The organism is Mycobacterium sp. (assembly GCF_036490025.1).
Lineage (GTDB): Bacteria > Actinomycetota > Actinomycetes > Mycobacteriales > Mycobacteriaceae > Mycobacterium.
In genome coordinates, this window is record NZ_DASXEP010000018.1 from 1 (window position 1) to 23,025 (window position 23,025).

Annotated in this window: 19 protein-coding genes and 1 pseudogene; 12 read left to right on the forward strand and 8 right to left on the reverse strand. The window is 66.0% G+C overall.

Annotated features, from left to right (window positions below; genetic code table 11):
* The first annotated feature begins 320 nt into the window (after window positions 1-320).
* The 4 genes from VGG53_RS01665 (at window position 321) to VGG53_RS01680 (ending at window position 4,855) form a co-directional block, all read left to right on the forward strand.
* On the forward strand, window positions 321-545 hold the full coding sequence (locus tag VGG53_RS01665) for a hypothetical protein (protein WP_331516232.1): 225 nt from the start codon (window positions 321-323) through the stop codon (window positions 543-545).
* A complete protein-coding gene (locus VGG53_RS01670; RefSeq protein WP_331516233.1) occupies window positions 536-949 on the forward strand; it encodes a PIN domain nuclease in 414 nt (137 codons plus the stop codon). The genes VGG53_RS01665 and VGG53_RS01670 overlap by 10 nt, the downstream gene beginning before the upstream one ends.
* A 124-nt stretch (window positions 950-1,073) precedes the next feature.
* Window positions 1,074-2,240, forward strand: a complete 1,167-nt coding sequence (locus VGG53_RS01675; protein ID WP_331516235.1) for an exonuclease SbcCD subunit D — start codon at window positions 1,074-1,076, stop codon at window positions 2,238-2,240.
* A complete protein-coding gene (locus VGG53_RS01680; protein ID WP_331516237.1) occupies window positions 2,237-4,855 on the forward strand; it encodes an AAA family ATPase in 2,619 nt (872 codons plus the stop codon). Before VGG53_RS01675 ends, VGG53_RS01680 begins: the two co-directional genes overlap by 4 nt.
* Window positions 4,856-4,891: 36 nt before the next feature.
* Here the strand turns inward: VGG53_RS01680 and VGG53_RS01685 are convergent, their stop codons facing one another.
* The 5 genes from VGG53_RS01685 to VGG53_RS01705 all read right to left on the reverse strand — a co-directional run bounded on the left by VGG53_RS01685 (window position 4,892) and on the right by VGG53_RS01705 (window position 11,845).
* Window positions 4,892-6,259 carry a cytochrome P450 gene (locus tag VGG53_RS01685; protein ID WP_331516239.1) on the reverse strand — a complete coding sequence of 456 codons (1,368 nt, stop codon included), beginning with the start codon at window positions 6,257-6,259 and terminating at the stop codon, window positions 4,892-4,894.
* A gap of 244 nt (window positions 6,260-6,503) precedes the next feature.
* Complete coding sequence (locus VGG53_RS01690; protein ID WP_414688854.1) at window positions 6,504-8,177, reverse strand: ABC transporter family substrate-binding protein; 1,674 nt, start codon at window positions 8,175-8,177, stop codon at window positions 6,504-6,506.
* On the reverse strand, window positions 8,161-9,996 hold the full coding sequence (locus VGG53_RS01695) for an ABC transporter ATP-binding protein (RefSeq protein ID WP_331516241.1): 1,836 nt from the start codon (window positions 9,994-9,996) through the stop codon (window positions 8,161-8,163). The genes VGG53_RS01690 and VGG53_RS01695 overlap by 17 nt, the downstream gene beginning before the upstream one ends.
* Complete coding sequence (locus VGG53_RS01700) at window positions 9,993-10,871, reverse strand: ABC transporter permease (RefSeq protein ID WP_331516243.1); 879 nt, start codon at window positions 10,869-10,871, stop codon at window positions 9,993-9,995. The genes VGG53_RS01695 and VGG53_RS01700 overlap by 4 nt, the downstream gene beginning before the upstream one ends.
* Window positions 10,868-11,845 carry an ABC transporter permease gene (locus VGG53_RS01705; RefSeq protein ID WP_331516244.1) on the reverse strand — a complete coding sequence of 326 codons (978 nt, stop codon included), beginning with the start codon at window positions 11,843-11,845 and terminating at the stop codon, window positions 10,868-10,870. Before VGG53_RS01705 ends, VGG53_RS01700 begins: the two co-directional genes overlap by 4 nt.
* A 116-nt stretch (window positions 11,846-11,961) precedes the next feature.
* On the opposite strand from VGG53_RS01705, the gene VGG53_RS01710 reads away from it, so the two are divergent.
* The 5 genes and pseudogenes from VGG53_RS01710 to VGG53_RS01730 all read left to right on the forward strand — a co-directional run bounded on the left by VGG53_RS01710 (window position 11,962) and on the right by VGG53_RS01730 (window position 16,678).
* Window positions 11,962-12,453, forward strand: coding sequence for a carbonic anhydrase (locus VGG53_RS01710; RefSeq protein WP_331516246.1), 492 nt, complete (start codon window positions 11,962-11,964; stop codon window positions 12,451-12,453).
* A 132-nt stretch (window positions 12,454-12,585) separates the two neighbouring features.
* Window positions 12,586-13,589: pseudogene (gene cysD, locus VGG53_RS01715) on the forward strand (sulfate adenylyltransferase subunit CysD).
* The gene (cysC, locus tag VGG53_RS01720) at window positions 13,589-15,442 is read left to right on the forward strand and encodes an adenylyl-sulfate kinase (RefSeq protein ID WP_331516249.1); all 1,854 of its coding nucleotides are present in this window, start codon (window positions 13,589-13,591) and stop codon (window positions 15,440-15,442) included. Before cysD ends, cysC begins: the two are co-directional and overlap by 1 nt.
* Entirely contained in the window at window positions 15,439-16,167 is a 729-nt protein-coding gene (locus tag VGG53_RS01725; RefSeq protein ID WP_331516250.1) for a 3'(2'),5'-bisphosphate nucleotidase CysQ, read from the forward strand. Before cysC ends, VGG53_RS01725 begins: the two co-directional genes overlap by 4 nt.
* A 28-nt stretch (window positions 16,168-16,195) precedes the next feature.
* Window positions 16,196-16,678 (forward strand): Rrf2 family transcriptional regulator, encoded by a 483-nt coding sequence (locus VGG53_RS01730; RefSeq protein ID WP_331516292.1) that lies wholly within the window; start codon window positions 16,196-16,198, stop codon window positions 16,676-16,678.
* Here VGG53_RS01730 and VGG53_RS01735 read toward each other — a convergent pair.
* Complete coding sequence (locus tag VGG53_RS01735; protein WP_331516251.1) at window positions 16,675-17,064, reverse strand: VOC family protein; 390 nt, start codon at window positions 17,062-17,064, stop codon at window positions 16,675-16,677. The genes VGG53_RS01730 and VGG53_RS01735 overlap by 4 nt on opposite strands.
* A gap of 13 nt (window positions 17,065-17,077) precedes the next feature.
* A complete protein-coding gene (locus VGG53_RS01740) occupies window positions 17,078-17,491 on the reverse strand; it encodes a VOC family protein (RefSeq protein ID WP_331516252.1) in 414 nt (137 codons plus the stop codon).
* A gap of 77 nt (window positions 17,492-17,568) precedes the next feature.
* Here VGG53_RS01740 and VGG53_RS01745 point away from each other — a divergent pair, with 77 nt between their 5' ends.
* From VGG53_RS01745 to VGG53_RS01755, 3 genes are read left to right on the forward strand one after another with little or no spacing between them, the layout of a single operon-like run.
* On the forward strand, window positions 17,569-18,453 hold the full coding sequence (locus VGG53_RS01745) for an LLM class flavin-dependent oxidoreductase (RefSeq protein ID WP_331516293.1): 885 nt from the start codon (window positions 17,569-17,571) through the stop codon (window positions 18,451-18,453).
* A complete protein-coding gene (locus VGG53_RS01750; RefSeq protein WP_331516253.1) occupies window positions 18,446-18,832 on the forward strand; it encodes a DUF2237 domain-containing protein in 387 nt (128 codons plus the stop codon). Before VGG53_RS01745 ends, VGG53_RS01750 begins: the two co-directional genes overlap by 8 nt.
* A gap of 51 nt (window positions 18,833-18,883) precedes the next feature.
* On the forward strand, window positions 18,884-21,517 hold the full coding sequence (locus tag VGG53_RS01755; protein WP_331516254.1) for an FAD/NAD(P)-binding protein: 2,634 nt from the start codon (window positions 18,884-18,886) through the stop codon (window positions 21,515-21,517).
* Window positions 21,518-21,561: 44 nt separating this feature from the next.
* Here VGG53_RS01755 and VGG53_RS01760 read toward each other — a convergent pair whose 3' ends face one another.
* A complete protein-coding gene (locus VGG53_RS01760; protein WP_331516255.1) occupies window positions 21,562-22,971 on the reverse strand; it encodes a DUF2254 domain-containing protein in 1,410 nt (469 codons plus the stop codon).
* Window positions 22,972-23,025 lie beyond the last annotated feature (54 nt).

A 23,025-nucleotide genomic window follows, 5' to 3' on the forward strand; every position in this document is an offset into this window, starting at 1 on the left:
AGCCACTGGCCCAAACCTCGGCCGTGAGCGCGTCGTCGAAGCCAGCAATACGCCGCGCATCACGTAGCAATAGATCCGCCGGCTGCGGTCGTCTAGGCGAACGGTGTGTCGATCTGCTGTTGCCGCGTGTGCGGCGGCCACGACCTTTCGGCATGGATACAAGTCCATCACAGCGACGGATCGCTCTGCAGCCGTACGTGCCGCCGACAAGCCGAGGACGTCAAGAGTCGCACTCGCTCGGAGCGGCTGGGCAAGTTGCAGACCCGGCCATCGCGGAACTGATATCATGATATCAAGTCAATCTTTCAGGGGTGGGCTAGATGCCAAACATTTTGATTCGGGACCTGTCCAACGAAGCCGTCGACCGCATCGACACCGCTGCAGCAACTCTTGGACTGTCGCGTAACGAGTACCTGCGTCGCAAGTTCGAGCAAGACGTCACTCAGCCGGTCGAGCGGACAGTCACCGCCGAAGACTGGGACCGGTCGGCCGAGGCATTCGCTGATCTGGCCGACCCTGACGTCATGGACAGCGCATGGCGGTGACTGGCTGGCTGATCGACAAGTCCGCATACGCACGTCTTCAACTTGGCCAGGCGTCTGGAGTCGACGAGTGGAGTGCGCGGATCAGTCGTGGCCTGGTTCGCCTCTCCACCGTCACCCGGCTCGAGCTGGGGTACTCAGCGCGCACCGGCGAGGGTGGTCGCCGCCAGTTTGCGTCTCCGCCCCTGTCCCTGATGCCGGTGGAGTACCTAACGCCGGCCATCGAGGATCGAGCCCTGGAGGTCCAGATGCTCCTCGCCGACCGGGGCCAGCACCGTGCGCCATCCATCCCCGACCTGCTGATCGCCGCCACCGCCGAGAAGAACGGGCTGACAGTCCTGGCAGCCGACAAGGACTTCGAACTCATCGCCGGAATCACGGGCCAGCCGATCGACGCCCTCGCCTGACGGCAGGAAACGGTATCCACGGGACCTGCCGATCGAGGTCCCCGGACTTGTCGGCGGCCAGTCCTAAACTCGCGGTGCCCGGTCGCAGACCGAGAGGACACCACGTAGAAGGGACGGGATCGCAATGCGATTCGTGCACACTGCCGACTGGCAACTCGGCATGACCCGTCACTTCCTCGCGGGCGAAGCACAGCCGCGCTACTCGGCGGCCCGTCGAGACGCGGTGGCCGGACTCGGACAACTAGCGGGTGACGCCGGCGCGGAGTTCGTGGTCGTGGCCGGTGACGTCTTCGAACACAACCAGTTGGCGCCCCAAGTCCTCAGCCAGTCGCTGGAAGCCATGCGCGCCATCAGGATTCCCGTCTATCTGTTGCCCGGCAACCACGATCCGCTGGACGCGTCGTCGGTGTACACCAGCGCGCTGTTCACCGCCGAATGTCCGGCCAACGTTCGCGTCCTCGATCGGCCCGGCGTCCACGAGGTTCGACCCGGCCTGCAGATCGTTGCGGCGCCATGGCGATCCAAGGCGCCGACGACCGATCTGGTTGCCGACGTGCTCGAGGGCCTGCCGGCCGATGGAGCCACCCGGGTGCTCGTCGCGCACGGCGGCGTCGACGTGCTCGACCCCGATCCCACCAAGCCGTCGCGGATCCGGCTGGCCGGCCTCGATGATGCGCTGGCCCGTGGCGCGGTGCACTACGTGGCGCTCGGCGACAAGCACTCGTTGACCGAAGTGGGTGACACCGGCCGAGTGTGGTACTCCGGCTCGCCGGAGGTCACCAACTATGACGACGTAGAAGCCGATCCGGGCCACGTGCTGATCGTCGAGGTCGACGAGACGGATCCGCAGCGCCCGGTCACCGTCGAGCCCATCACGGTCGGACGTTGGCGGTTCAGCACTCTGAGCCGTCACGTGGACAGCAGCCGCGACGTCGCCGACCTGGATCTGAACCTGGATCTCATGCCCGACAAGGACCGAACAGTGGTGCGGCTGGCCTTGATTGGTTCGTTGACCGTCACCGACCGCGCTGCCTTGGACGCGTGCCTGGACAAGTATTCGCGGCTGTTCGCCTCACTGCGCGTATGGGACAGCCACAGCGACCTCGTTGTGATACCGGCCGCCGGCGAGTTCAGCGACCTTGGCATCGGCGGGTTCGCCGCAGCGGCCGTCGACGAGCTGGTTGAGGTCGCGCGCGGGGAAGACGGCGAAACCGCCGGCGATGCACAGGCGGCGCTGGCGTTGTTGTTGCGGCTGAGCGACAACGGCCACCAGGCTCGAGGTGCGGCATGAAGTTGCATCGGCTGGTCCTGAAGAATTACCGCGGCATCGAGCACCGCGAGATCGACTTTCCCGACCACGGGGTGGTGGTGGTATCGGGAGTCAACGAGATCGGCAAGTCCTCGATGGTCGAAGCGCTGGATCTGCTCCTGGAATCCAAGGACCGATCGACGAAGAAGGAAGTCAAGCAGGTCAAACCGACCCACGCCGACGTCGGATCCGAAGTCACCGCCGAAATCAGCGCGGGCCCTTACCGTTTCGTCTATCACAAGCGCTTCCACAAGAAGTGTGAAACCCAGCTGACGGTGCTGGAGCCACGTCGTGAACAGCACAGTGGTGACGAGGCGCACGACCGCGTGCAGGCCATGCTTGCCGAGACCGTGGACACCGAATTGTGGCGTGCCCAACGGGTAGTGCAGTCAGCGTCCACCGATGCCGTGAATCTGTCCGGCTGCGATGCGCTGACCCGGGCACTCGACGTCGCAGCCGGCGACGCGGCTGCGCTGTCGGGAACCGAGCCGCTGCTCATCGAGCGGATCGATGCCGAGTTTGCCCGCTACTTCACCCCGACCGGCCGTCCTACCGGCGAGTGGACGGCAGCCATCAAAGCGCTGGAGGCCGCCAACGAAGAGGTGAAGCAGTGTGCCGCGGCCGTCGCAGAGGTCGACGATCGGGTCTATCGGCATGCCAGGCTGACCACTGAGCTGGCCGAGCTGGCGCAGCAGCAACAGGCCGCCGGTGCCCGGCAGACCACCGCCCGAGCCGCCGCGGATGCAATCGCTCAGCTCACCGAACAGGTGCGTGAAGCCGAGCTGGTCGCAGCCGCAGCGACGGCGTCCAGCAGCGCATCGACTGCCGCCCACACCGAGCGGGTGCGACTGCGGACCGAAACCGATTCGCGCACAGTCGCAGTCGCGGCGTTGGAAGTCGAAGCACGGGAGGCCGCCGAGGCACAGGCGACGGCACGCGATGTCACCGTCGAGGCCGATACCGTCGTCGAGCAGGCCGACCGGCTGCTCGCGGCAGCCCGGCGGCGAGTCGAGGAAGCTCGGCGCGTCGTCGACGAATTGGCTCGCCGCGAGGAGAGCCAGCGGATATCGACCAGGCTCGCGAAAATCGATGCCGCGCTGCGCGACCGCGACGGCATCACCGACGAGCTGTCGACGATCACACTGACCGACGACCTGCTTCAGCAGATCGAAAAGTCCGCCGCAACCGTCGAGCGGGCCGAAGGTCAGCTCGCGTTGGTGTCAACGACAGTCGAATTCGTGGCGGCGACCGACATCGAGCTCGTCATCGGAGACCAACGGGTGTCGCTGCCGGCCGGCCAAAGCTGGTCGACCATTGCCAACACCACGACCGAGGTCGAGGTTCCCGGCATCGTGACCGCGCGAGTCACTCCGGGTATGTCCGCGGTGGATATCCAGGCGAAACATGCTGCGGCGCTCCAGGGTCTGGCTCGGGCGCTGGCTGAGGCGCAGGCCGTCGACCTGGCCGCGGCCCGACGTACCGATCTGCGACGCCGCGAACTGCTGAGCGCTCGCGACCAACTTACTGCGACCCTGGCGGGGTTGTGCGGCGATGACGACGTCGAGCAGCTGCGCTCACGGCTTGCCGAACTGCGCGCTCTGCCCGCGCTTTCCGGCGACGTAACGATCGATGCCGTCGCCGCCCGCGCGGACCTCGATGACGCCGAAGCTGACCGGGTCAAAGCGAACGCAGACTGTGAAACACACCGCCGCGTGGCGGCGTTGGCGATGAGCAAATTCATCGAGACATCCACGCAGGCAACCCTTTTGCAGGACAAGCTGGTGACTCAGCGCGCCGACCTTGCGGTTGTCGCTGACCGGCTGGCCGAACAGCGGGCCGCCGTATCCGACGAGAAATTGGCCACGACCGCAGACGCCGACGCACTGGCAGCGCACACCGCCGCGGGCCGGGTCGCTGAGCTCTCGGACCAGCTGGCCGCCGCGGCACCTGAAGCGGTAGCCGCAGAGCTGGCCGGGGCCGTCGACGCGGCCGCGACATTGCGGGAGCGCCATGACGAGGTCGCGCGCACCCTGCATGAGATCGACGTGCAGCTCCGGATTTTCGGCACCGAAGGTCGCAAGGGCAAGCTCGACGCCTCCGAGATCGAGTGCGAACACGCCCGTAACGAGCACGACCGGGTTGGTCGCCGAGCCCGTGCCGTGCAGTTGTTGCGGGAGGTGATGGTTCGTCACCGAGACACCACCCGGCTGCGTTACGTCGAGCCGTTCCGCGCCGAACTGCAACGGCTGGGCCGGCCGGTATTCGGGCCGAGTTTCGAGGTCGACGTCGACAGCGACCTCTGTATCCTCAATCGCACCCTGGACGGTTGCACCGTGCCGTACGAATCGCTGTCGGGTGGGGCCAAGGAGCAGCTCGGCATCCTGGCGCGGCTGGCCGGTGCGGCGCTGGTCGCCAAGGAGGATGCGGTCCCGATCCTGATCGACGACGCGCTCGGCTTCACCGATCCGCAACGGCTGATCAAGATGGCGGCGCTGTTCGACACTCTGGGAGAGCGCGGACAGGTGATCGTATTGACCTGCACGCCAGGCCGATACGACGGCATCAAGGATGCGCGGCGGATCGAGTTGTGCGCCTGAGGCGGGCTGCGGTCAGTCGTCGTTGCGGGTAGCAGTTCACCGCCGCGCGTCGACATGGGCCGGGATGGGTCCCTTTGCGACAGTGGTGTACGGCGTTTCGAGTGGAAAGTCCTTGTCCATCGAGCGGATCCGGGTAGACCGGACGATGGTGGCGAGCGCGAGGGTTGTTACCAGCATCGCGAAGTGTTCACCGATACACGAACGTGGCCCGGCGGCGAACGGGATGAATTGCCAGCGGTCGCGGTCCTTGGAGTTTTCCGGGCTGAACCGGTCGGGGTCAAAGACCAGCGGGCGCTGCCACAAGGCCGGATCGCGGTGTACGGCGTTAATCCCAATGGCCACAAGGGTGCCCGCTTCCACTCGGTAGCCGTCTACCGCGATGTCGCGGATCGCCAACCGGCCGACCCCCGCGGCCGGCGGGCACAGTCGCAGCGCCTCGTTGAGCACCTGGGCGGTGTATTGAAGCCGGGGTACATCGTCGGGTGTTAGTTCTCTATCGCCGATCTCGGCAACCTCGTCGGCGACCCGGTCCTGTACGTCCAGATGGTGACCCAGCGCCCACAAGGCGTAGGTGAGCGTCGTTGCCGTCGTGTCGTGGCCGGCCAGCATGAAGATCAGCAGATCGTTGCAGATGTCGTCGTCGGAGAGCGGCCGGCCGGTGTCTGGGTCGGTGGCCGCGATCAGCGCCTGAACTAGGGGTGCATCGCGGGTCGGATCTGCGCGGCACGCTTGCAGGATGTCCATGGTGACCTGGCGCATGGTCGCGACCGCGATGCGAGCGCGACGGCGTGCCGGCGTCGGGAGCCATCGCGGTGCACGCACCGGACGTAATGCACGATCGGCGGTGTAGGCCGATGCCACGTGCATGTGTTCGGCGATCACGGTTCCGTGTTCGTTGATGTCGAGACCGAGAATCGAGTAGCCGAGCGACCGCATGGCGAGGCGGCGGCATTCATTGTCGAGGTCGACGTCACCGCTCTCGCGCCAGTGATCGGCGATCGTTTCCGCCGCCTGCGTCATGTGTAGGCCAAAGCGGTCGACGTTTTGTTTGCTGAACACCGGTTGTAGCGCGCGTCTGCGCGGAAGCCATGGTCTGTTGGGCAGGACAAAGAGGTTATCGCCCGCCACGTTTCGCACTTCCTGGTGGATCTGGCATCGCTCGGTGAGTCCGTCCGTGCGTCCCAACACGTCGCGGATCCCGCTGGGCGACGTGACCAGCACAACGGGCGGGGCAATGAACTTCGGTACCACGACGATGCGGCTCACCGGTCCGCCGGCGTTGCGCAGCAGTACGAGTCCGGTGTGCAAAACCCGCGCCGCTGTCAGCAACTGCCGAAAGGGCAGCGGATTTTTGGGCGCCAGCGGAAGTGCGCCAACGTCGCGTGTGTCGATCGTCGGGGTCATGGCACTAAGAATCATGCCGTGCCTGGCGGATTGCAAGACTTTTGACTCAGCGCGTCAACCTTGCGGTCGCCGCTGACCGGTTGGCCGAACAGCAGGCAGCGGTGCCCGACCCGCGCCAGGCCGCGCGGTCAGGTCGGGGCGGCCAAGCGTCTCACTACCGTGCGCGTTCGTCGAGCAGTTCGTCAGGCGGTCAGTTGCCGGACGCCGGCCCTTGGGCAAGCACCGCCCACAACACCGAATAACCTCAGCGCATGAACCCGATCGCGGTGTAGTCCAGGTCGGCCAGCCCGGTCGCACCGAAGTTGGCCAGCGAGCTGTTGACCGCCACGTTGCCGGGGGACTGAATCAGCGGCAGGCTGAATCCCTCGGCCCAGATCAGCTTGTCGACCTGGTTGGCCAGTGCCCGTGCCTTGGCCGGGTCCAACTCCTCGAGCGTCTGCTCGATCTTGGCGTCGATTTCGGGGCTGCCGATCTTGCCGAAGTTACTCTCCCCGGTGGACGCGTAGATCTGGGTCAGCGCGGACAGCGGGAAAGCGTCGCCCATCCAACCGAATTGGGCGATGTCGAACGCGCCGACGTTGATGTAGTTGGTGAAGAAGCCGCTGCCGGGCTTGGCCATCAACTCGAGTTTGACGCCGATTTGGGCGAGGCTGTGTTGGGCGATCATGGCGATCTGCCGGCTGGCCAGTGCCTCGTAGAACAAGTCGCGGATGACGAGCGGTCGTCCGTGGCGTTCACGGAACTGCCCGTGGAGTTTCCAGCCCAACGCGTCGAGGTCGCGCTTGGCCTTCTCGGGGTTGTAGGCGACGACGCCGCTGTTGTCTTGGTAGCCCTGCTGGCCCTCGACGTAGATGTGGTTGTTCAGCGCCGCCGGGTGGCTGCTGAGCCCGTGCTGGGCAACAGCGGCAATGCTTTTCCGGTCGATGGCCTCGGCGACGGCTCCGCGCAACTCCGGGTCGGACAGGATCGAGCCCTTCGCCCCGTTGAAGGTGAAGTGAGACCAGGTCGGGGTCGGCGCGCGCCGGATCGAGACACCTTTGGTGCGCCTGGCGATCGTCATCTGGTCCAGGCCGGCCACCCCGGTCGCGTCGATGGCCTTGTTCTGCAGCGCCGGCAGTCGCGCGGCGTCGTCGAGCACCAGGAAGGTGATGCGGTCCAGCCGCGGCCGCTCGCCCCACCATTTGAAGTTGCGGGACAACACAATCCGCTGCTTGGTCCGATCCAGCGACGAGACGACGAACGGACCGGCCGACGGCCCGGGACCGGAAAGCTGGGCCGTGTTGAACGCCTCGGGGGTCGCGGTCATGCTTTTCGGCAGCAGCATCGTGTTCCCGGCGAACATGCCCCGCCACTCGGCGTACGGCTTGACGAAGGTGATCACCGCCTGGCGGTCGTCGACACCCCGGGTCACCGACTTGACCCGCTCGCTGCCGTTGGTGCCGGCGATCGCGAAGTTCTTGTCGACCCCACTGGTGGCGTGAATCTGGCTGGCGAGGTCCTCCCAGCTCAGCGGCGTGCCGTCCGACCACATCGCCTTCGGATTGATGGTGTAGGTGAGCACTTGGGGGTTGGTTCCGGTGAGCTCGACGCTGCTGAAGTAATCGGTGTCGACGGTCGTGGAGCCGTCCGGCCCGATGACAAATGCGCGCGGCAGGGTGGCCTTCAGCATTACGGCGACATCGGCGGAGTTACCGTCGATGTGCAGGGTGTTGAAGTTCGACGGGAATTCGGTGAGTGCCAGCCGCAGGTCGCCGCCGTCGCGCAGCGTCGCCGGATTTTGCGGGTTGACATCGCTGGTGGCGCCGACGGCGGTGGCTGGACCGGTAGGCAGATAGTCCGGGCCCGCTGAACAGCCGCCGAGAATCAGACACACGGCGAAGGCGATAGCAGGCCCTAACCGCTTAGCCACGAGCCGAATCCGGTTGCGGTACCGCGGCCAGCAAGCGCCGGGTGTAATCGTGCTGTGGTCGGTTGAAGATCCCATCGCTGTCACCCTGCTCTACGATGACACCGCGCAGCATCACGGCGACCTGGTGTGCGAGATGCTTGACCACCGAAAGATTGTGCGAGACAAACAAATACGACAGGCCGAACTCTTGCTGCAGGTCGAGCAACAGGTTGATGATGCCGGCCTGGATCGATACGTCGAGTGCGGACACGGGTTCGTCGAGCGCCAGGATCTTGGGCCGCAGCGCCAGCGCGCGTGCGATCCCGATGCGCTGCTTCTGCCCGCCGGAGAATTCAGCCGGATAGCGACTCGCGTCGCTGTGCCGCAGCCCGACGGTCTCGAGCAGCTCGGCGACCCGATCACTGGTATCGGGCCTGCTGAAACCGTTGGCGCGCAACGGCTCCGCAAGCAGATCGAACACCGGCAGTCGCGGATCCAGCGAGGCCGCCGGATCCTGGAAGATGACCTGGATGTCGCGCCGCAATGCCCGACGGCTTGCCGATTTCAGCGTGGCCACGTCGCTGCCGAGTACTTCGATCGAACCCGATTGCGGCGCAACCAACTCGAGGATCTCGTGCAATGTCGTCGATTTCCCCGAACCCGACTCGCCGACGATGGCCAGCGTGCGTCCCTGCTGGAGTTCGAAGCTGATGCCATCGATCGCCCGGACTTCGCCGATGCTGCGGCGGAACAGTACGCCCTTGGTCAACGGATACGTTCTGACCAGATCGCGGACTCGCACCACCACGGGTGGTTCGCCGGGCTCGATGGGCTTTGCCTCGGTGCTGACCCCGTAGATGTCGGCGGCACTGCGTCCCACGACGTGTTCGGTGCGCATGCAGGCCGCCCCGTGGTCGGGGGCCACCGAGAGCAGCTTCGGCTCGGCGGCGCGACACTCCTCGACGACGAGCGGGCAGCGCGGCGCGAACGGGCATCCCGGCTCAAGCGCCGACAGTGACGGGGGAGCGCCCGGGACCGGCACCAGCCGGGTGCCCTGCGGTGCGTCCAGCCGCGGAACCGAACCCAATAGCCCTACGGTGTAGGGCATTCGGCGATCGCGGTAGACATCGCCGACGGCGGCCGACTCCACGATCTTGCCGGCGTACATCACCAGCGCGCGGTCGGCGAATTCGCCCACCACGCCCAGGTCGTGGGTGATGAGGAGCACGCCGGCCCCGGTGACGTCACGAGCGGTCTTGAGCACCTCGAGGATCTGCGCCTGCACGGTGACGTCGAGAGCGGTCGTCGGCTCGTCGCAGATCAACAGGTCGGGATCGTTGGCGATCGCGATCGCGATGACCACGCGCTGGCGTTCGCCACCGGACAGCTCGTGCGGAAAGGCTCGTGCGCGCGCCTCGGGCTGTGCGATGCCGACCAGTTCGAGCAATTCGATCGCGCGCTGACGGGCCGCCCGCTTTCCGGTGCGCGGCTGGTGCACCTCGATGGCCTCAGCGATCTGATCGCCGACGGGATAGACCGGCGTCAGCGCCGACATCGGATCCTGAAAGATCGTGCCGATCGTGTTGCCGCGAAACCGCGACATCGCATCGTCGGGTAGCCCGACCAACTCGTTGCCCTGCAACCGCACCGAGCCGCGCACGTCGGTGTATTCGGGAAGCAACCCCACCACCGCCATCGCGGCTGTTGACTTGCCGGAACCGGATTCGCCGACGATCGCCACCACCTCACCGGCATCGACATGAAAATCGATGCCGCGCACTGCTCTCAGCGCGGGCCCTTCGGCACGGAAGCTGACGGCCAGGTTGGTGACCTCCAGTAGTCGATTCACCGGCGCCCACCACTCGCCGGATCCAACGCATCACGCAGGCCGTCACCGGTCACGTTGGCACACATCAGGATCAGCACCAGAATGCCCGCGGGAAACAAGAACACCCACGGAAAGGTCGTCGCCGACTGGGTGCCGTCAGCGATCAGCGTTCCCAACGACACGTCCGGCGCCTGGATACCAAAGCCGAGATAACTCAGTCCGGTTTCGGCCAGGATGGCCATGGCGACGTTCAGCGCCGCGTCGATGATCAAGATCGACGCTACGTTCGGCACCACGTGGTGGGTGATGATCCGCCAGTTGGGCACACCCATGTACCTTGCGGCGCGGATGAATTCGCGTTCGCGCAGGCTCATCGTCATTCCGCGGACCATTCGCGAGCTGACCATCCAGCCGAATCCTGCTAGCAGCAAGACCAGAACGATGACGCTGCCGGAGTTCTTGGTGCGCGGCGTCAGGACCATGATCAGCAGAAAGGCGGGCACCACCAGCATGAGGTCGACGAACCACATCAGCGCCCGGTCGCGCCAGCCGCCGAAGTAGCCGGAGATCGATCCCACGGTCGCGGCGATGCCGGTGGAGATGAATGCCACACACACCGCGATCAGCATCGACTTCTGCATGCCTCGCAGGGTCTGGGCCAGCAAGTCCTGGCCAAGGGCGTTGGTGCCCAACCAGTGTCGGGCATCCGGTGGTTGCAGCAGCGCATTGAAGTCGAGGTCGGTGTAGGAGTACGGCAGCAGCGACGGCAAGGCATAGCAGCCCACGAACAGCGCCAGCAGTACCAGCAGCGACGCCACCGCGGAGCGTCGACGCAAGAACCTGCGCAGCACCAGCGTCCGTCGCGAGGCGAATTCCGGCGTGACCGTGGCGGTCATGAGATCCGAACCCGCGGATCGAGTGCGGCGTAGATGAAGTCGGAGAGCAGGCCGGCCAGCAACACGACCGCACCGGCGAACACGGCGATCACCTCAACGATGTTGGCGTCCTGGGTCGCCACTCCTTGAATCATCCACTCGCCCATGCCGTGCCAGCCGAAGATCTTCTCCACGAACACCGCGCCGGTCACCAAACCGGCGACGCCGTAAGCAAACAGCGTCGCCAGCGGTATCAGCGCCGTGCGCAGCCCGTGCTTGATCAGTGCGCGGCGACGGCTCAGGCCTTTGGCGCGGGCGGTGCGGATGAAATCTTGGCCGAGCACATCGAGCATCGCGTTGCGCTGATACCGGCTGAACCCGGCAGCGGTGCCCAGCGTCAACGTGAGTGTCGGCAAAGCCAAGTGCTGCAAGCGATCCGAGAAGCGTGCCCACGCGCCGTCGATCAGCGCCGGCGACGTCTCCCCGGTGTACTGGAACAGCTGCCAGCCCAGCGTCCAGTTCACCCGCAGCGCAGTGAGGATCAGCAGGTTGGCGATCACGAAGGTCGGGGCGGACAACACCAGCAGCGACAGCGCGGTGATGACGCGATCACTGAGACGGTACTGGCGGATCGCCCCCCAAGCGCCGAGCACCACTCCGATGATCGTTCCCGCCACCGAACCGATCAGCAGCAGTCGAAGGCTGACGCCGATGCGGCGCCACAACTCCACCGACACCGGCTGGCCGGTGATCGTGGTGCCGAAGTCGCCATGCACCGCGTGTGATGCCCAGTGCGCGTATCGCAGCGGGACGGGCTTGTTCAGGCCGAGCTGCGCAGCTTTGGCGTCGATCACGGACTGCGGCGGACGCGGGCTGCGCTGCATCAGGCTTTCCAGCGGCGAGAATGCCGCCGACGTCAGGCAAAACGTGAAAAAAGATGCCAACACCAACAGCACGAGGTAATTCAGCACGCGACGTGCCAGGAAGCGGGTCACGGCTACCGGCCTCGCCCCTGTCGCATTCGCACAGACTAGGAGACGCAGTGGGGCGTTGCGATCCGGTTGATTCAGACCGGTGAAACGACAGCCGTCAAATCGTAGAATCGTCGGCTGTGACGGTCACCGACGACTACCTAGCCAACAACGCCGAATATGCGAAGTCGTTCCACGGCCCACTGCCACTGCCGCCGAGCAAGCATGTCGCCGTGTTGGCGTGCATGGACGCCCGACTCGACGTGCACAGCGTGCTCGGCATCAAAGAGGGTGAAGCGCACGTCATCCGCAACGCCGGCGGAGTGGCCACCGACGATGCGATCCGGTCCCTGGCCATCAGCCAGCGACTACTGGGAACCACCGAGATCATCCTGATTCACCACACCGACTGCGGGATGTTGACGTTCACCGACGACGACTTCAAGCGCGCGATCCAGGACGAGACCGGGATCAAACCGCCGTGGTCGGCCGAAGCCTTCCCCGACGTTGCCGAGGATGTCCGGCAGTCGTTGAACCGCATCGCCAACAGCCCGTTCGTCACCAAGCACACGTCGGCGCGGGGATTCATCTTCGACGTTGCCACCGCCAAGTTGACTGAGGTCACGGGCTGACTGTCGGGCTCGCCGAGCGTGCAGCTATGGCGAGATTCCCAGGGCGAATTCGCCAGGGCTACACGCTCGGTGCGTGGACGAGACTGCGCGGGCCGACTTTTTAGCTGAATCCATTGACAGCGCCGGCTCCGGCTGGTTTTATGCTGGGTAATACTCATAAATCTGACCAAACCTACCAGCTTTACCCAGAATCGAGAGGTCTGATGACGACCCAAGAGGCGACGACCGGCCCGGCGGCCGGGCAGTACGAATTGAGCCATCTGCGCTCGCTGGAGGCCGAGGCCATCCACATCATCCGCGAGGTGGCCGCCGAGTTCGAGCGTCCGGTGCTGCTGTTTTCCGGTGGCAAGGACTCGATCGTGATGCTGCATCTGGCGCTGAAGGCCTTCCGGCCCGGCCGCCTGCCGTTCCCGGTGATGCACGTCGACACCGGTCATAACTTCGACGAGGTCATCACCACCCGCGACGAGTGGGTAGCCGACACCGGCGTCCGATTGGTGATCGCCAAGGTGCAAGACGACATCGACGCGGGCCGGGTTGTCGAAACCATTCCGTCGCGCAACCCGATTCAGACCGTGACGCTGCTGCGCGCGATCCGGGAGAACAAGTTCGACGCCGCATTCGGCGGCGCCCGCCGCGACGAGGAGAAGGCACGCGCCAAAGAGCGGGTGTTCAGCTTCCGCGATGAATTCGGCCAGTGGGACCCCAAGGCCCAACGGCCCGAGTTGTGGAACATCTACAACGGCCGGCACCACAAGGGCGAGCACATCCGGGTGTTCCCGCTGTCCAACTGGACCGAATTCGACATCTGGTCCTACATCGGCGCCGAGAAGATCAAACTGCCGTCGATCTACTACGCCCATCGGCGCAAAGTCTTCGAGCGCGACGGGATGCTGCTCGCGGTGGACCGCCACCTGCAGCCCCGTGCCGACGAGAAGGCGTTCGAGGCCACGGTCCGCTTCCGCACCGTCGGCGACGTCACCTGCACCGGCTGCGTGGAATCCAACGCGGCCACCGTCGCGGAAGTCGTCGCCGAGACGGCCGTGTCGCGGCTGACCGAACGGGGTGCCACCCGAGCCGACGACCGGATCTCCGAAGCCGGCATGGAAGACCGCAAGAGGCAGGGGTATTTCTGATGGGTGCGTCAACCACGTTGCTACGCCTCGCAACGGCCGGCTCGGTCGACGACGGCAAGTCCACGTTGATCGGGCGACTGCTCTACGACTCCAAAGCCGTCATGGACGACCAGTGGGCCTCGGTGGAACGCACCTCCAAAGACCGCGGCCACGAATACACCGACCTGTCATTGGTCACCGACGGGCTGCGCGCCGAGCGAGAGCAAGGCATCACCATCGATGTCGCCTACCGCTATTTCGCTACTCCCAAGCGGAAATTCATCATCGCCGACACTCCCGGCCACATCCAGTACACCCGCAACATGGTGACCGGCGCTTCCACTGCCCAGCTGGCCATCGTGCTCGTCGACGCCCGCCACGGTCTGCTGGAGCAGTCCCGCCGGCACACGTTCCTGGCATCACTGTTGGGCATCGAGCACATTGTGCTGGCGGTCAACAAGATGGACCTCATCGATTGGGACAAAGAAGCTTTCGAGGCGATTCGCGACGAGTTCTACGCCTTCGCCACCCGCCTGGACGTCCAAGACGTGCTCACCGTCCCGATGTCGGCGCTGCACGGCGACAACGTGGTCACCAAGTCCGACCGCACCCCGTGGTACGACGGACCGGCGCTGCTGTCGCACCTCGAAGAGGTCTACGTCGCTGCCGACCGTAACCTCGTCGACGTCCGGTTCCCGGTGCAGTACGTCATCCGCCCGCAGACCCGCGATCATCAGGACCACCGCAGCTATGCGGGCACGGTCGCCAGCGGAGTGATGCGCCCGGGCGACGAAGTCGTCGTGCTGCCCACCGGCAAACCCAGCCGTATCACCGCGATCGAGGGGCCGACCGGGCCTGTGGCAGAGGCCTTTCCGCCGATGGCCGTCTCGGTGAGTCTTGCTGACGACATCGACATCTCACGCGGCGACATGATCGCCCGGCCCGCCAATGCGCCGAGGGTCGCTCAGGAATTCGATGCGACGGTGTGCTGGATGGCCGACGCCTCGGCGCTGGAATCCGGGCGCGACTACCTGATCAAGCACACCACCCGGACCACCCGGGTCAGGGTCACCGCGCTGGACTACCGGCTCGATGTCAACACCCTGCGCCGAGACAAGGACGCAACGGCGTTGCAGCTGAACGAGCTTGGCCGCATCTCGCTGCGCTCCCAGGTGCCCCTGCTGCTCGACGAGTACACCCGTAACGCCAGCACCGGCTCCTTCATTTTGATCGACCCCAACACCAATGGAACCGTCGCCGCGGGGATGGTGCTGCGGGAGGTTTCGGCCCTCTCGTCGAGCCCCAACACGGTGGTGCACACGTCACTGGTGACCGCCGAGGACCGGATGACCCGCGGCCGGACCCTGTGGTTCACCGGACTCTCGGGCTCTGGCAAGTCGTCGGTAGCCATGCTGGTCGAGCAGAAACTGCTCGAAAAGGGTGTTCCCGCTTATGTTCTGGACGGCGATAATCTGCGGCACGGCCTGAACGCCGACCTGGGCTTCTCGATGGCCGACCGGGCTGAGAACCTGCGCCGACTCGCACACGTCGCGGCGCTGATCGCCGATTCTGGCCACACCGTGCTGGTGCCGGCGATCAGCCCACTGGCCGAGCATCGCGAGCTGGCCCGTGGCGTGCACGCTGACGCCGGACTCGACTTCATCGAGGTGTTCTGCGACACCCCACTCGAAGATTGCGAGCGACGAGACCCAAAGGGCCTCTACGCCAAGGCGCGGGCGGGCGAGATCACCCACTTCACCGGTATCGACAGCCCGTATCAGCGGCCGAAGAGTCCCGACCTGCGACTCACCCCGGACCGCAGCTGCGACGAGTTGGCCCAGCAAGTCGTCGACCTGATCGAGGCCCGGAGTTGACGGATCATGAGGTGGCCGCCCGGCTGGCCACCGAAGCCGGACAGCTGTTGCTGGCGGTGCGCGAGGAACTCGCTGATGCAACCGAAGCCGATCGAAAAGCCGCGGGCGACAAGCGTTCCCACGAATACCTGATGGATGCGCTGGCGCGCGAGCGCCCGGATGACGCGGTGCTGTCCGAAGAGGGTGTCGACAACCCGGTGCGGTTGAGCGCGCAACGGGTGTGGATCGTCGACCCGTTGGACGGCACCCGCGAGTTCTCCGAGCTCGGTCGGCAGGACTGGGCTGTGCACGTCGCGCTATGGCAATCCGGTTCCCTCGTCGCCGGCGCGGTTGCGCTTCCGGCGCAGGGCGTGACGTTGTCCACGCCCGAGCCCGCACCGCCACCGGTCTACACCGGCGAACCCCGGATCGTGGTCTCGCGCACCCGCCCACCAGAGATCGCGCTACAGGTTCGGGATCACTTGAACGGCACGCTGGTCGCCATGGGTTCGGCAGGCGCGAAGGTCGCCGCCGTCATCCAGGGGTTGGCCGATGTGTACGTCCACGCCGGCGGACAGTACGAATGGGATTCGGCGGCACCAGTCGCGGTGGCCCGCGCCGCCGGACTGCACACCTCCCGCATCGACGGGTCGGCGCTGGAGTACAACCGCGCCGACCCGCTGTTGCCCGACCTGGTGGTGTGCCGTCCCGAATACACCGACGCTGTGCTGGCGGTCACCGGCTGAGCTGGTAATGGTGGGAGAATCGCATTCCATGCGGATGTCGGCGAAAGCGGAGTACGCGGTACGGGCGATGGTCGAGCTGGCCACCCTCGATAACGGCGTGCGGGTCACGACCGACGATCTCGCGAATGCGCAGGGAATCCCGCCGCAGTTTCTCGTCGACATCTTGTCCACGCTGCGCAACGATCGGCTGGTGCGCAGCCACCGCGGTCGCGACGGCGGCTACGAATTAGCCCGTCCCGGTACCGAAATCAGCATCGCCGACGTGTTGCGCTGTATCGACGGCCCGCTGGCCAGCGTCCGCGACATCGGGTTGGGTGATCTGCCCTACTCCGGCCCGACCGCGGCGCTGACCGATGTCTGGCGGGCGTTACGGGCCAGCATGCGCTCGGTGCTGGAGCAGACCACCCTCGCTGATGTCGCGGCCGGGGCCCTGCCCGAACACGTCGGCCGGCTCGCCGATGATTACCGCGACCAGGAGAGTCACCGCCACGGTCAGCGCGGCGCCGGTTAGCTGCCCGAGCCGTAGGGCCGGGTGAGGATCTCCATGGAGTGCCCGGCCGGATCGGGGAAGTACACCCCGCGCCCGTCGTCGCGGGTGTTGATCTCGCCGGGGCGTTGGCGGCCTGGGTCCGCCCAGTGTTGCAGCCCGCGCGATTGGATTTTGCCGTAGATAGCGTCGAAGTCGTCCTCGGAGACCAGAAACGCATAATGCTGCGATCGGATCTCCTCGCCATCGGACACGTCGGCATAGTCAAGGGTCGCGCCGTGCTCGAGCGCGACGGTCATGAAGGGGCCGAACGGCACCGGGCTGGGCAACCCGAACAGCTCGCTGAGAAACTCCGCGGACTCCCGCTTGTCGCGGGCGGCGACGATGGTGTGGTTGAACGCGATGGGCATGGTGCCTGCCAGTCTACTTCGGCGCGGTCAGCTCCAGGGCGATGTTGTCCGGATCGCGGAATTCCAGAATGTAGGAGGGGCCGATGTCTTTGACCGGCTCGTGGTCGATGCCGAGGCCGTCGAGATATGCTGCCGCGGACTCTAATTCGGCCTTGTCGGCCGCCCGGAACGCAATGTGGTCCAGGCCCGCCCGGTCCTCGTGAAAGCGATCGCTGGCAACGGGCCGCAATGCGATCAGCGCCCCACCCAGGTCGTAGATGACACCACCGAACAGAAACGCGAGCTGGTTGCGGGTCGCCTCGTCGGCGTTGTCGGGGACCTCGAGCAATACGGGCCACCCGAACACGCTCTCGTAGAACTGTCGAGACCGCTCGATATCGGTGACGGTGAGCCGCACATGGGCGATCGAGTTGGCGGTGATGACCATCCCGGTGATGCTGCCACGTCGGCAAGGTGCGGGCATAGAACGGTCCGCATGTGAGAATCGCGGTCGTGCGGGTAGCGATGACCATGCCGGTGATGGAGCCGGACTTGAATGCCGGTGTGTTGCGGGATTGGGCGGAAGCGATCGACGACGGCCCGTTCTCGTCGCTGTGCTGGGGCGAGCGGATGGCCTTCGACAACCCGGAGGCGTTGACGTTGATGGGCGCGCTGGCGGCCTGGACCGATCGGGTGCGGCTGGTGACGACGGTGATCGTGCCCCAGTTGCACGACCCGGTGATGCTGGCCAAGGCGTTGGCGACCGGCGACATGTTGTGCGGCGGGCGGCTGACCATCGGTATCGGCGTCGGCGGCCGGGTCGAGGACTATCAGGCGGTCGGCGCGGATCCGGCGACGCAAACGATGCGCGGGATGGCCGAGCGGGTCGCGGTGATGAAGCGGGTGTGGGCCGGCGAGAAGATCACCGAGTCTGTGCTGCCGGTCGGGCCCGCCCCGGTGCAGCCGGGTGGGCCGCCGCTGCTGATCGGAACCATCGGGCCCAAGACGCTTCGCAGCGCCGCGCCGTGGGCCGACGGCCTGGCCGGGACGACGCTGGACCTCGACGTCACCAAGCAGAACGAGCTGTTCGATGTCGCGCGCCATGCCTGGGCGAACGCCGGCAAGGCCAAGCCGCACCTGGCCACCTCGTTCTGGTTTGCGCTCGGCTCAGTCGACGACGCCCGGCAGCAGGTGCACCGGCATCTGCGTCGCTACATGACTTGGATACCGGCCGAATACATCGACGCGATGGCGCCGACCACAGGCTTCGCCGGCAGCGAGGACGATCTGGTCCGGGTACTACGCGAGTTCGAAGCCGTCGGGACCGACGAGATCCAGCTCATCCCAACAAGTTCCGACGTCGACCAGGTCCGGCGCGTTGCGGAGATAGTGCGGGCGATCGATGTCTGAGCGCAACGTCCTGGGTGGCCCACTGGAACCGTGCGGCAGCGAGCCGCTCACCGGCTTCTACCGCGACGGCTGCTGTTCAACCGGCGCGGAGGATCTGGGCATGCACACGATTTGCGCCGTGGTGAGCGCCGAGTTCCTCGAGCACCAGCGCGCGATCGGCAACGACCTTTCAACACCGAGGCCGCAGTTCCAGTTTCCCGGCCTGGTGCCCGGCGACCGCTGGTGCGTCACCGCCGGCAACTGGCTGCTGGCCTACCGCGATGGTGTCGCCGCCCCGGTGGTGCTGGCCGCCACGCACGAGCGAACCCTCGACGTCGTGCCGCTGGAAGCTCTGCGGGAACACGCCGTCGACGTGCCCGACGACTTGGGCGGCTTATAGCTTTCGGGTGAACGCGGCCATGGCCGGAACCCCGCGAGATAGCCTTCCGCCATGATGCGCATCGCGATTGTCGGCGGGGGAGCTGCGGGTGTGCTCGCCGCGGTGCATTTGCGCCGCAGCACGCCGGACGCACAGATCACGTTGATCGACGCCTCCGGGCGTCCCGGCACCGGTGCGGCCTACGGCACTAACGACCCGACGCACCTTTTGAATGTTCCCGCGTCGCGCATGTCGGTCTGGCCGGACGATCCCGATCACTTCAGCTGCTGGCTTGACCAGCGAGCTGTCACGCCGGCCGAAAGCTTCGCACCGCGACTCGCGTACGGCCGATACCTACAAGACCAGCTCGTGGCAGCCGACGTGCGACTCGAGACCGCCGAGGTCGTGGAGTTGACGCCGGGCGCTCCGGTGCGGTTGGCGCTCAACGATGGTCGTGGGTTATCGGCGGATGCCGTGGTGCTCGCGTCTGGGCGTCCCGTGAACGGCATGCCGGACTCGCTGGAACGTGCCTTCGCCCCGGTGCTGGCCGAAGGCACCGACGGCAGGGTGGTGTTGGATCCATGGGCGCCCGGAGCGCTGGGTGCTCTCGGCTCGCGCCGGCCTGCCAGCGTCTTGGTGATCGGGTCGGGGCTCACCGGCGTTGATGTCGCGCTGCATCTCACCGCGCGAGGTGCCGCGGTCACGCTGCTGTCGCGTCACGGCGCACTCCCGCGCCGATTCCGCGTCACCGGTGCACCGACGGAGGTGCCTCACCTCGATGCGCTCGCTGCCGAGGTTTCGCTTGAGGAATTGCGCACCGCGCTCGCCGCGGACCTCGCACGCGCTCGCGAGGGCGGTGCGAACTGGCGACAAGTGATCGACGCGGTGCGGCCGCGCACCGCCCGGCTGTGGCAGTCGTTGGGATGGGAGGACCAGCGCCGGTTCCTGCGCGAAGACCTGCGGCAGTGGGAGGTACTTCGGCACCGGATGCCGCCCACGACCGCCGACGCGATCTACGCGGCTATCGACTGTGGTCAGCTCGTCATCGAGGCAGGCGAGGTCGCCGATGTGTCGCTGCGCCGAAAGGGCGTCGAACTGGTAGTGACAACCAGCGACCGATCCGTGCGCCGGCGCGGTGATGCCGTTGTCGTCGCTGCCGGCGCAGCCTGGGACCGGCGGTCACTGCAGCGCTCCGCGCTCTGGTCGAATCTGTTGGCCGCAGATGTCGCGTCGCTACACCCGAGCGGCGTCGGCGTGCAGCTGTCTGCGGACGGATATCTCATCGACGGGCCGGGAAACACGGTCCCCAATATCGTCTGCATCGGCTCGATCCGTCAGGGCGAGGAGTGGGAAACCACCGCGATTCCCGAAATTCGCACGCAGGCCGCGGATATCGCGAAGCTGCTTTCCGACGGCACTCGCGACCAACCTATAGGCGCGCCCAGGCTCGTCACGGCTGCGCCGAAGTTGGCCGGAGCGCCTGCGTCGTATGCCGAGGGGGTGCGTCGCCTGCTTGCCGTCCAAGACGGCGCCTCGACCGCCTTCGCCGCTGCGGTCGCGGAAGATCCACACCATGCGCGCGCACACGTCGCGTTGGCGATGATCGCTACCGAACGGCCCGACCGGGCCGGTGGCCCCAACGCCGTTACTGGCCACCTCACTCGCGCGCGGGCGGCGCTGGCACATGGCAGCGACGAAGACCGAAGCCACGTCGAGGCCATCGCGACGTGGTGTGAAAAGGGCAACGCAGCGGGCACTGACGCACTCATCGACCATCTCGACCGCATCCCGGACGACGCCGTCGCGCTGCTGGTGCTCGCGCCGTCGATTGCGTTCGCGGGGGCGGGCGACGCGTTGCCGGACGCCTGGCAGTACGTCGAGCGCTTCACCGGCGTGCACGGCGAGGCGCCGTGGTATCTCGGGCTGCGCGCCTATGGCCGAACCGAGCAGGGTCTCTGGTATGACGCGGCCGACTTGGCCGACGCCGCACTGGAACTCGATCCGGGCAACGGCAACGCCGCGCATGCGCTGACACACGTGCACTACGAGACCGACGCGCACGGAGCCGGGCTGAAATGGCTGACGGACTGGATCCCGGGCGACGGCAGCACGCAGCGTTACCTGCCGCACTTTCAGTGGCATGCCGCGCTGCACGAGCTGGCGATGGGTGACGCGGCTGCCGCTGCGCGCCGGTACAACGCGTCTCTCGCGCCGCCCCACTCGAAGGGTGTGCGTTGCCTCGTTGACGCCGGCTCGCTGGCCTGGCGGGCGCGACTGCACCCGGACTGGGTCACGCCGCCCGACCCGATGCGGGTGATCAATGAGGTTGGTTCGCTTGCCTTTTCACCGCAAACGCCGTTCATCGCGTTTCATGCGCTACTTGTGCTGGCCGCAGCGAACGATCCGGCCGCGATCCGCGCGATCGACGTTGCGGGTGCCACCGACGCGCAGGCAATGACTTTGCGTCTCATCGGAGAAGGCCTTATCGCGCTGACGGCGGGTGAGCCGCGCGCCGCGCTCGACTATCTCCTGGAATCGCTTGGCGGGCTTACCTCGATCGGTGGCAGTCGCGTGCAACAAGAGGTGATCCTCGAAACGGCGTTGGCGGCGATGCTCCAACTCGGGGCGCCCGGCCAAGCAGCGCGGTTGCTGTCGCGGCATCGCGCCGCGCCCGGACCGCAAGTCACCCGGGGTGCGGTGAACTGACGAGGCGCGCACCGCATCACGGTGTCCGCAACGGTTTGCGATCGCTATTCGACCGGCGCGCTGCTCGCACCGTCGAGAGCTTCCACAGCAGCGTCCGCTCCTGGAGAGCCGCTCAACCGGGCGTACACGCTGGCTACGGCGCTGAAGCGGCGCTCCACAGCGGAGCGGTCGAACTTTTCATGCACCGACTCGAGGTTGGCGCGCTGAATCATCTCGGCTTCGTCCATCAATACGCGGGCTTGGTCGAGGTTGGTGGTCTGCTCCATGACCGCTTTGAGTGCTTCGAGTTGGCGGATCAGCAAGGCGGGCATGCCGCTGCTGGCTTGGCGGATCTTGTCAAAGGACCGTTGCACCAAATTTTCGTACGTGACCTGATCGCAGATAACCCGGATGGCGCCGGCGCGGTCGCGGTACGCCCCTGCCGGTGTCCACACCCGTGCAAGCTTGCACAGGGTGTTGCCGATCCAGTCCACGCACGTCAGCGCAGTGTATGTGTCGTTGACCGCCGGAGAGAGTGCCCGAATGGCGATCTCGACGAGTTGGTCGATGCCGAAGGCGGGATCTTGGGCCAGGGTGCGGACCGGCCCGGTGACCTGTGCGCGTTTGAGGCAGCGGGTGATGCGGTCAGCAGCCTCAGGCGGCCACACGGCGGCGAGTTCGCTGTTCTCTACCAAGAAATTCCCCGCACGATAGGGCACATACACCACCGCATCGGCGGCGGAGGCGGCGCGAATCAACATGTCGTAGCGGATGGCCTGGAGGTAGCCGCCTTTCGGAGTAGAGACCATCGAGCCTGACGACTTGATGGTGTCGATCAGCGCTGCGATTTCTTCGGTGTCATCCGGCTCGTTTGCGGTGGACAGCCGGATGTCGGGCTTTCGCACCCCGAGGTAGCGCGTCAAATCACCGGCGATACTGGCGATCACGAAGGGAAGCTGGATCTGGATGGCGATGTGGTGGAGGAAGTAGATGAGCATGGCCAGATCGACTAGCACCAATAAGAATACGACGTCGACCGATAGGTGCGGCACAAACACGCCATGCTCTGCGGGGCCGACCGACACCAGCACCAACACGCAGTACACGGCTGTCGCCACAAACGTGCCCAGCGTGAGCTGAGTACCGCGATCGCGGATGAAGTTGCGCAGCATCCGTGGTCCGAACTGGGTCGATGCCAGTGTCAAAGTGACGATCGTGACCGAGAAGTTGATCCCGATGACCGTCATGATCGCAGCGGCGACCGCGAGGAGAATCTCGCGTGCCGTGTCCGCGCTGCCCGCCTCCACCCATCCCGGAAGCGTGAGACTGCCGCGGTAGACGGCGCGATCCACCTCCAAGGTGGCCCAGAATAGGGTGATCGATGCGAGCACCTCCAAACTCGGCACCATCCAAAAGTTGGTTCGCAGTACTTCGCGCCGCCACTGCGATACCGACATCCCCGAAAACAACGGCATGAATCCAGGCTAGAGGACGGAGCTAATTAATCCTCGCCGATTCCAGAAGCTGTT

Bases quoted from the DNA above. Each gene is read 5' to 3' on its own strand.
- VGG53_RS01665 (WP_331516232.1), top strand. From the start codon at position 321: ATGCCAAACATTTTGATTCGGGACCTGTCCAACGAAGCCGTCGACCGC.
- VGG53_RS01670 (WP_331516233.1), top strand. From the start codon at position 536: ATGGCGGTGACTGGCTGGCTGATCGACAAGTCCGCATACGCACGTCTT.
- VGG53_RS01675 (WP_331516235.1), top strand. From the start codon at position 1,074: ATGCGATTCGTGCACACTGCCGACTGGCAACTCGGCATGACCCGTCAC.
- VGG53_RS01680 (WP_331516237.1), top strand. From the start codon at position 2,237: ATGAAGTTGCATCGGCTGGTCCTGAAGAATTACCGCGGCATCGAGCAC.
- VGG53_RS01685 (WP_331516239.1), bottom strand. From the start codon at position 6,259: ATGACCCCGACGATCGACACACGCGACGTTGGCGCACTTCCGCTGGCG.
- VGG53_RS01700 (WP_331516243.1), bottom strand. From the start codon at position 10,871: ATGACCGCCACGGTCACGCCGGAATTCGCCTCGCGACGGACGCTGGTG.
- cysC (WP_331516249.1), top strand. From the start codon at position 13,589: ATGGGTGCGTCAACCACGTTGCTACGCCTCGCAACGGCCGGCTCGGTC.
- VGG53_RS01730 (WP_331516292.1), top strand. From the start codon at position 16,196: ATGCGGATGTCGGCGAAAGCGGAGTACGCGGTACGGGCGATGGTCGAG.
- VGG53_RS01735 (WP_331516251.1), bottom strand. From the start codon at position 17,064: ATGCCCATCGCGTTCAACCACACCATCGTCGCCGCCCGCGACAAGCGG.
- VGG53_RS01740 (WP_331516252.1), bottom strand. From the start codon at position 17,491: ATGGTCATCACCGCCAACTCGATCGCCCATGTGCGGCTCACCGTCACC.
- VGG53_RS01745 (WP_331516293.1), top strand. From the start codon at position 17,569: ATGACCATGCCGGTGATGGAGCCGGACTTGAATGCCGGTGTGTTGCGG.
- VGG53_RS01750 (WP_331516253.1), top strand. From the start codon at position 18,446: ATGTCTGAGCGCAACGTCCTGGGTGGCCCACTGGAACCGTGCGGCAGC.
- VGG53_RS01755 (WP_331516254.1), top strand. From the start codon at position 18,884: ATGATGCGCATCGCGATTGTCGGCGGGGGAGCTGCGGGTGTGCTCGCC.
- VGG53_RS01760 (WP_331516255.1), bottom strand. From the start codon at position 22,971: ATGCCGTTGTTTTCGGGGATGTCGGTATCGCAGTGGCGGCGCGAAGTA.